The following is an 8007-nucleotide window of genomic DNA, read 5'->3' as shown; positions in this document are numbered from 1 at the left end:
TCTGCGATAGGAGAGCCATAGCAGTCCGTACCGCTGACAAATATAACATTCTCTTTGCCGATACGGTCTCTCAGGAAACGTGCATAAGTATCCGCAAATACCAGCATACCGCCGACATGACCGAAGTGTAGCTCCTTGTTGCCATAGGGCATACCGCCTGTAACTACCGCTCTTTTCGGAAACACAGGACGGGGTATCTCAAAATTTTTCTTTTCTTTATTGTCTGACATCTTATTTTCCTCTTAACATTATTCGTTTATATTTCGGGTGGGACGTCGAGGACGCCATTCCCTGCAATGTCATTTATAACTCTAACGCTAGACATATACGACCAATGGTCATACATTAAATTCATTTTAATTTCTACGAATTAAGAAAAAGCCTGAAGCCTTCTTCGTGTGATCTCCTCACCAAGAACATGGCTCACTTCCCAGATATCAGGAGCGTTTGCGTGTCCTGTCAGGGCTATACGGAGCATATTTGTGATATGTACTATGCTTCCCCTGAACTGTTCGGGATTTTTCTTGTAGTCCTTTGGCTTTACAGCAAAGCCCATTTCCTCTGTTATAGCCTTAACCTTGGTGAACCATGCCGCAGAATCGTCATTATGGTCATAAGTTGAAAGATATCTTCCGAAGAAGTCTTTTACTGTGGCCTCGTCGCACTCCTCTGGCATATTGTCAGTGACCCTGAAGGACTCATCGTAATAGAAGCTCATGAAGTCGCAAGCCTGCTTCCATGTTTCAATATCACGTCTCGGCTTCTCGCCGCCTCTGCCAACATTGAGGGCTGCAAGCGTTCTCTCCGGATACTTGTTTATCAGCTCTGCAAAGTCCTTGTTATACTCGTTGCACCATTCCAGCCAGCCGTCACGAACCTGCTCTGCAGTCATGCGGCATATTACGTTCTTGGATATATCCCTCATTTTATCAAGGTCAACAAGTGCCCCTGACACCGACATCTTCTCCAGTGTATAGGGGAACTCGTGATAGTCCGCCTCCGGATTGGCAATGCGCCATTCCTCATAGTTGGAATTAAGAAGGGTGAGAAGGAACTCCCATACAGCGTCCTTGCTTATACCCTCTTGCTGGTAGTAAGCAAGTGCAAGCTCAGGATCTTTTCTCTTTGAGAGCTTTCTCTTACTCTCACCGTCCATTTTCATAAGTGTAGCGGTATGGCAGTATATTGGTTGATTCCATCCGAGAGTATTGAATAATTCTACATGCATGGGAAGTGAGGATATCCACTCCTCTCCGCGTATAACATGTGTGGAGCGCATAAAATGGTCGTCTATTACATGAGCAAAATGATATGTAGGGATACCATCGCTCTTAAGCAAAACAAAATCCATATTATTTCTTGGCATTTCAAGCTTACCACGGATAGCATCCTCTACGGCGATAGTTTCATTGGTCTCCTGACCCCTGAACCGGAGCACCCACTCCATGCCTGCTTCTATATTTGCCTTTATCTTATCAAGGCTGAGGTCACGACACTTTGCATACTTACCGTAAACTCCGGGATTTTCCTTATTTGCAGTCTGCTGCTCACGTACTGCCTCTATCTCCTCAGCTGTCATGAAACATGGATAAGCAAGTCCTCTTTCAGTGAGAAGCTTTGCGAATACGTGATAAATATCCTTACGCTGTCTCTGGCGGTAGGGACCATAGCTGCCACTGTCGCCCTCTGCTGTAGCGCCCTCGTCGAAGTGAACGCCGAAATAGTCCATAGCGTTTATAACTGTCTCTACAGCTCCCTCGACCTCGCGCTTGTTGTCGGTGTCCTCGATTCTCAGATAGAAAACGCCCTGTGACTGGTGAGCTATACGCTCGCCGATAATGGCATTGTAGAGATTGCCGAGATGTACGAAGCCTGTAGGACTGGGTCCGATACGTGTGACATTAGCTCCTGCCGGAAGCTGTCTTTCAGGGAAGCGTGCTTCTATATCCTCAGGAGTTGCCTTAACATTGGGAAAAAGGTAATCTGCAAGTGCTTTATAGTCCATAATATCAATCCTTTGCATTATCTAAGCCTGTCTGCTGACAGACACATTTAAATTATTATATCACATTTCCGATGTAAAGTCAAACATTAAGCCTTTATCCCTTAGCCAATAAAAATTTAATGGCTAAGAGCTAAAGGCTAATAGGTTTTATCTCAGTCTTTCGTCATACTTCCTGTATTCAATATGATCGTCTTCATATCTGGAGTTATTGTGATAGTAATCATATATTTTTTTCTTATAATTTTTTTTGTAATTCAGGTACTGTATAGAGGAATAAACAGTATAAATTAGCTCTATGATAATAATAAAGATCTTTAAAAATAAGCTATCCACAAAGAGAGCAACTAAGGTTAACAAAAATATTATTCTATGTTGTTTCCAACGCATTTTTTTCACGTTTTTTCCCTCTTCACGCTTCAACCAATATTCATCATATAATTCTTCAAGCACTTCCCATAATTCGCTCATTAATCATCTTCTCCTTTAAAAATGATGAATGTACATTTATGAATCTGTAAATCAAAACAGACCTACGTCTGTCATAAATGTTTTGACTCCAGACGTAGGGGGGCGCGAACTCATTGCAAGTTCATGCGGTTGTTACTTCACTTAAATAATCTTTTGTCAAGACCTTTCCTACACCTATATTAGCTTAAATATATTATTTTGTTAGCGTTCCAAAACACAAGTATAACAGTGGATATAACTATAAGCGGATACTTTGTCCGTGAATAAAAAAGCTCCCCCAGAGGATAATGTCATTAAGCTAGCGTAAACTGATGAGTCACCACTTATACTTCCCGAAAATTCGGGAAGTAGTTTTTATTTATTAAAAAAGCTTTCACTGAAAATCAATATAATAACATAGATTTCATACTTTTTTAATGATATGATTGTATAAGGAAAAGTTTATCCGCCTTCTGACTTATATTAAGGGGGAATTAATATGAAAAAAATCCTTTCCGTAATTATTTCATTACTGACATTTTTTTCCTTCTCCTCCTTTAGCGTATCTGCCGAAGATAAGCTCTATCCTGATACTTCAGATGATTCTGTATTAAATATCTCGCAAACACGATATTTAGCCGATGTAAACAACGATGAAGAACTCAATGTTGGTGATCTGGTAACCATGATGCTGTTTCTCCGCGGTTCCGAAGGATACAAAGATACAATAGTTTATTCCGACGAATTAAATTATCTCGACATCAATTTAGACGGCAACGCAGACATTTTCGATCTTGTAGAGTTAAGGAAAGCAGTTATAGCACCAGAAACAGCCTATAAACAAGTAAGCAGCGTTGATATTCTTAAAACAGCAGATAAGACTGAATTAGAATCAGCTTTCATAAGTTCAACTGATGAGCTCACAGCTTACCTTGCAAATATCGGCACCGATAATGATGAGATACAGAAATACACCGATATCTATGACGATAACTTTTTCAAAGGAAGTGACGTTATATTCGGTACACTTGAACAGGAATACGGTGAGGGAGTTCATTTCATACCACCCGTATGTGATTATCTGCATGGTAAATTCCTTGATATATTCGAAAGAGAGGAAATCAACGAATATTATGGAATAGATCCGGAGATAATAAGAAAATCTAATATTTACTGTCTTTATACTTATCAGCAGTATAAATCTCACCCTATGGTATATAAAAAGAAAAAGAATATCCTTCTGTTCCAGGTAACTGTTCCCAAAACGGTCAGAGAAACAACAAACGATATATGCTTATTATTCGATTTTGAATTATTCACACCTGATTACTATGCCCATCAATATGATTCTCCCGATGGTAATTACAAGCTATATATCACTGTAGCGGAAGATCATTTTATGGACGATACCTGTCAGTATGTGTTCTATGAGATAGAAAATGATGGTTCTTATGCTTATCTCGGAGAATACTATGACGGATATGCATTTGTTGGTGATGCTTTCAAACAAAAATATACTGAGATACGCGAAGGCGAATATAGCACATATGTTTTTAGTGATTTATGTAAAATCATATGGCAAAAAAACGGCTTCGACATTCAAATCAAAACATATGTCTTCAACGAAATGATTAATGACTGGGAATTTGAATGGGAAAGTATCTTCAAAAGCCATAGTTAAGTGTAACGACAAAACAAAGCAAGCTTATCCGGAATATCCTGATGGGTAAAATTGAATATATCAATTAATAATACACTCCAAACGTGAATCCGTTGTATTTTTTAAGAAAAGCTATATCAAGCCATTAATATGAGTAAACCGGTCTACTGTCCTCAGTGCCGGTTTTCTTATCATAACAGGACTTGCATAGCGCCTGCCAGTTAGTATCACTCCACATCAGGTAATGGTCACCAAGGTGCGGAACGATATGGTCAACGACCGTTGCGGTCACATACTTGCCCTGCGCCAGACACTTCACGCACAGCGGGTGCTTCCGCAGGTATGCCTTGCGGACACGCTGCCACTTGCTGCCGTAGCCACGCTTGGCGGCTGAAGATCAGTCTGAGTGCAGGGACTTGTGTTCGTCGCAGTAAGAACCGTCGGTCAGTCTCGGACAGCCGGGGGCTTGCACGGTTTCAGTGCCTTCCTCGGCATCGCCGACACCTCCTTCGGGCATAATAAAAGCCGCTGCGGATACCTACAACGGCTTTATACCCTTCAATTACAGGTTATCATAATTCTTTGCTTATGTCAATATTTTTCAGGCAGATTTCTGATCTGTCTTTTCGTGTTGCCTTTTTTCAATAAATACTATAAGGAGTATGTACGTTTTAATTTCGTACATACTCCTGATTTTTCACTTATTCGGTTAGCTTAATGACATTACCCCAGAGGAGCTTTGAATATTTACAGTACAGAATAGTCAATTTCATACAGGCTGGTTACAGCACTTGTTTTTTGAGTCCCAGTATTTATTATTGATATAATCTCCCTGTACGTAAGTACCATTATGGAATTGACAGATAGCCTGTGCCGTTATTGGTTTTGTAGCTTGTGATGCTACTGACTTTGTAACTGCTGTTCCTGTGTTGAGAAGAGTGAGTGCCATTGCGATTGCCGAGAGTCTTTTGATTGCATTTTTTATAGTTTTTACTTTCTTTACTTAAAATTTAACATCTTGCGGTCTTATTGGTGTGATGAAGAAATAGTTTGATTTTTCGTATGTTATTATCCGTTTCTGCATGTGTGTATTATTGATGTCGCCCAAGCGAGTTATGAATATATAATATAACATCAAAAAATATTCATCTTTAGGTGGACTATTTCAGACAGCTTTTGTTTAATCATTTGTTAACAAAATCTTTCCATGAAGCCTAACGCTAAACTCTCTGTTCAAGAAAGCGTACGAGCATATTCCATGTAAGGCAGTCCACCGCTCCCTCGTCCGACAGGCCGCAACAGCTTCTAAAAAAGCTAACTGCCTTAGCCGTCCCTCCGTCGAACTCACCGCTGACCTTCACTCTAGGCATATTGTCAAAACGTCCTGCAGCTTTCCACAGCATAGCCTGAATTATATATACAAGCTCCCCGCTGTCGCCCTCGCACACCATGAAACTCCTCGACGGAAAGACATGGTAAGCAGCTGGCGTCTTTTCAAGATAATCACGATATATCGCAGCTATTCTGTCCCATGTGGCAGTATCGGTCTCACCTGTTTCGGGAAGCCCGTAGGCTCGTTGAAAAGCTTCAACAGCCTGCTTCGTGTATTTGTCGTATAATCCGTCAGGAAGCACCTGCGGTATCCTCCTATCAAACAGGGATATACCGTAGAGATAGGTCTGAAGCTCCCGGATATGTTCCTTTTTCTGTTCATCTGTATATGGCAATAGTATCAGCTCCGTTCAAATTCAAACTCGGTACTCATATTTTGTCATGCAAAAGCGTAACAAGCCATGCACTCAGTTCCTGTGAGCAATACTTTTAGTCCCAGAAAATACCCATCTCTGGGTGTATCTTGTTTTTATTTAAAGGCTTTTACGTTTTATTTGTGTTAATTCCAGCTCCTTATAGAAAGTCTTTTTCAAAACGAATATTAATCTCAGTTACTTGATAGTATAGCCAGGATTCTGATAGGGACGCTTGTCGAAGCCATAACGGAGATCTGAATATACTTCTGCTATCCTGTCCCATGTTACAGCTCCGACTATGCCCGTAGGGTCAACACCGAACTGTCGCTGAAAAGCCGTCACGGACTGTTTTGTAAGAGGTCCGAAATAGCCTGTGTCACTGACAGCAGGTATATTCGTATAGCTCCTGTTTATATAGGTAAGATACTGCTGTATTATCTTCACAGAATCACCACTGGCGCCCTCTCTGAGAACTGTTCCCGGATAGAGTGCAACGTATGTATATTTAGGCGGCACGCTATCAACTATACCCTGATACGCACGATAAAGGTCGTTGCGGGTGGCTCTATCGACGACACCCGTCTGCGGCAGCCCGAAAACGCGCTGGAAGGATTTGACAGAACGCTCGGTCTGCTCACCGAAATATCCAGTCATCTCCACAGGTATAACCGCCTCATAGTAAGCACCTATTACCGCAAGGTAATATTGAAGCATACTCACCTCTATGGATTGCATACCTACACTGAGCTCCTCGGTGAAGCGTGGTATTATATCCTCAAAACGAACTCCCTCGGAATCCAACTCTGCAAGGTGCTTGACGCTGGTATAAATGTATGTTATCCTGTACCATGTGGCTGTATCAACAGCACCTGTCTCCTCCAGTCCGAACACCTGCTGAAACTTCCTCACAGCTGCTTCGGTGGGAGTATCAAATATGCCATCCGCAGCTGGTATCTTAGGTATCGCAGGGAAATTTCCGGATATCCGGTTCAGCCACACCTGTACAAACTTAACGTCGTTTCCGAAGGAACCATTTCTCAGCTCTGTCCCCGGATAAGACGGCATGGCAGTTTTAACTGGAGCGTCGCTAACTATCTCTATGTCATCGCCATAGTAGTATTTCAGTATCTCAAAGGAATCGTATCCCTTCTCCGCAAGAGCCTGAGTCCCCCACTGTGAAAGCCCGTTACAGGTAGAGGTAGTGCCGTTACAGAAGGCAGTAAACAAGGGTTCAATGCTTCCCTTTCTCCTTACGTAGTCGTTGAACAGATCGTCAACGAGATAGCTGATATTCTCAAAGTACTCCCTGCCGTTTATAAACTTTTGATCGTACTGTGTAGTTGCGGTTATATCAAAGTCATAGCCCCTTGACCGGTACCACTCTGTATAGATACGGTTTAGAGCAAAGGAAACAATAGCGTATATATTAGCCCTAAGAGCGCTCACGTTCCATGTTGGATATATCTCGCTGGAAGCCACATTCTTTACATAGGACGGAAAGTCCACTTCTACATTAGGTGCCGGAGAATCCGGGAAACCCAAATGTACAGTTATTGTTTCGGGTATAAAGGGTGTACCAGTTAGCATGGCTCACTCCTTTCCGCCGCTAAAATCCGGCTCTGCATTATAATAGGTAACAGTCTCGTCATTGCTATTCATCATCAGTGGAACGGGTATCAGGTTGAAATTCTGCACCGAGGTAACTCCTGAAAATACAGGGACATCAACGCTCCTCGCCCGGAAAAATCCCTCCGCGTACACACTCACATCGAAAAGGTTGTATGGTCGTTCCTCTGAACCCGGAACCTGGGAATGCTCGAGATCCGGGACAGGAAGGGAGAATCTTGGGGAAACTCCGCTTTCGTCGGTCACTCCCGAAGCAAGTATCAGCCTTTTCCCGTCAACAATCGCCGTTACCTCCACGGAAGCACCATCAACTGCCGAGGAATCGTCACCTGTCCTCACATTTACTAGAATATAACCTCTTTCTGCACCAAGAAGCTCGTCGCTGTCATACTCAGACGGATCATCGTCCTCTGTGTCAACCGTTCCGAAGTCGGTATCAAGGTCAGAAAGGTCCGGCTCTGGATAGCGATCGTTATAGTCCTCAGGCACATTGCCGGTATCTGAAAAATCTGCGTAAGCTG

General features: G+C 42.4%; 10 protein-coding genes. 2 read left to right on the top strand and 8 right to left on the bottom strand.

Annotation, left to right across the window (positions count from 1 at the left end):
• The 3 genes from J6U00_RS12195 to J6U00_RS12185 form a co-directional block, all read right to left on the bottom strand.
• The coding region (locus tag J6U00_RS12195; RefSeq protein WP_296582230.1) for a class I tRNA ligase family protein at positions 1 to 230 on the bottom strand (230 nt) is incomplete at its 3' end.
• Positions 231 to 370: 140 nt separating this feature from the next.
• Positions 371 to 2005, bottom strand: coding sequence for a glutamate--tRNA ligase family protein (locus J6U00_RS12190; RefSeq protein ID WP_296582229.1), 1635 nt, complete (start codon positions 2003 to 2005; stop codon positions 371 to 373).
• 147 nt (positions 2006 to 2152) lie between these two features.
• Positions 2153 to 2473: a hypothetical protein gene (locus J6U00_RS12185; RefSeq protein WP_296582228.1), complete on the bottom strand. Its 321-nt coding sequence runs from the start codon at positions 2471 to 2473 to the stop codon at positions 2153 to 2155.
• A 478-nt stretch (positions 2474 to 2951) separates the two neighbouring features.
• Between J6U00_RS12185 and J6U00_RS12180 the strand changes: the two genes are divergently transcribed.
• The gene (locus tag J6U00_RS12180) at positions 2952 to 4133 is read left to right on the top strand and encodes a hypothetical protein (RefSeq protein ID WP_296582227.1); all 1182 of its coding nucleotides are present in this window, start codon (positions 2952 to 2954) and stop codon (positions 4131 to 4133) included.
• A gap of 124 nt (positions 4134 to 4257) precedes the next feature.
• Here J6U00_RS12180 and J6U00_RS15205 read toward each other — a convergent pair whose 3' ends face one another.
• Positions 4258 to 4404 carry an HNH endonuclease signature motif containing protein gene (locus J6U00_RS15205; protein WP_365718972.1) on the bottom strand — a complete coding sequence of 49 codons (147 nt, stop codon included), beginning with the start codon at positions 4402 to 4404 and terminating at the stop codon, positions 4258 to 4260.
• Between J6U00_RS15205 and J6U00_RS15200 the strand changes: the two genes are divergently transcribed.
• Positions 4381 to 4506: a hypothetical protein gene (locus J6U00_RS15200; protein ID WP_365718975.1), complete on the top strand. Its 126-nt coding sequence runs from the start codon at positions 4381 to 4383 to the stop codon at positions 4504 to 4506. The genes J6U00_RS15205 and J6U00_RS15200 overlap by 24 nt on opposite strands.
• 375 nt (positions 4507 to 4881) lie before the next feature.
• On the opposite strand, the gene J6U00_RS12170 is transcribed toward J6U00_RS15200, so the two are convergent.
• The 4 genes from J6U00_RS12170 to J6U00_RS12155 form a co-directional block, all read right to left on the bottom strand.
• On the bottom strand, positions 4882 to 5061 hold the full coding sequence (locus J6U00_RS12170; protein ID WP_296582225.1) for a hypothetical protein: 180 nt from the start codon (positions 5059 to 5061) through the stop codon (positions 4882 to 4884).
• 271 nt (positions 5062 to 5332) lie between these two features.
• Positions 5333 to 5839 carry a peptidoglycan-binding protein gene (locus tag J6U00_RS12165; protein ID WP_296582224.1) on the bottom strand — a complete coding sequence of 169 codons (507 nt, stop codon included), beginning with the start codon at positions 5837 to 5839 and terminating at the stop codon, positions 5333 to 5335.
• A gap of 216 nt (positions 5840 to 6055) precedes the next feature.
• Complete coding sequence (locus J6U00_RS12160; RefSeq protein ID WP_296582221.1) at positions 6056 to 7447, bottom strand: peptidoglycan-binding protein; 1392 nt, start codon at positions 7445 to 7447, stop codon at positions 6056 to 6058.
• Between the two features lie 3 nt (positions 7448 to 7450).
• Positions 7451 to 8007: carboxypeptidase regulatory-like domain-containing protein (locus tag J6U00_RS12155; protein WP_296582219.1), on the bottom strand; the 557-nt coding region annotated here is incomplete at its 5' end.

The sequence above is a fragment of the Ruminococcus sp. genome (genome assembly GCF_017650195.1).
Classification (GTDB): Bacteria; Bacillota; Clostridia; order Oscillospirales; family Ruminococcaceae; genus Ruminococcus.
Note: the sequence above shows the minus strand (reverse complement) of the source record. Positions and strands in the feature narration are given on the sequence as shown.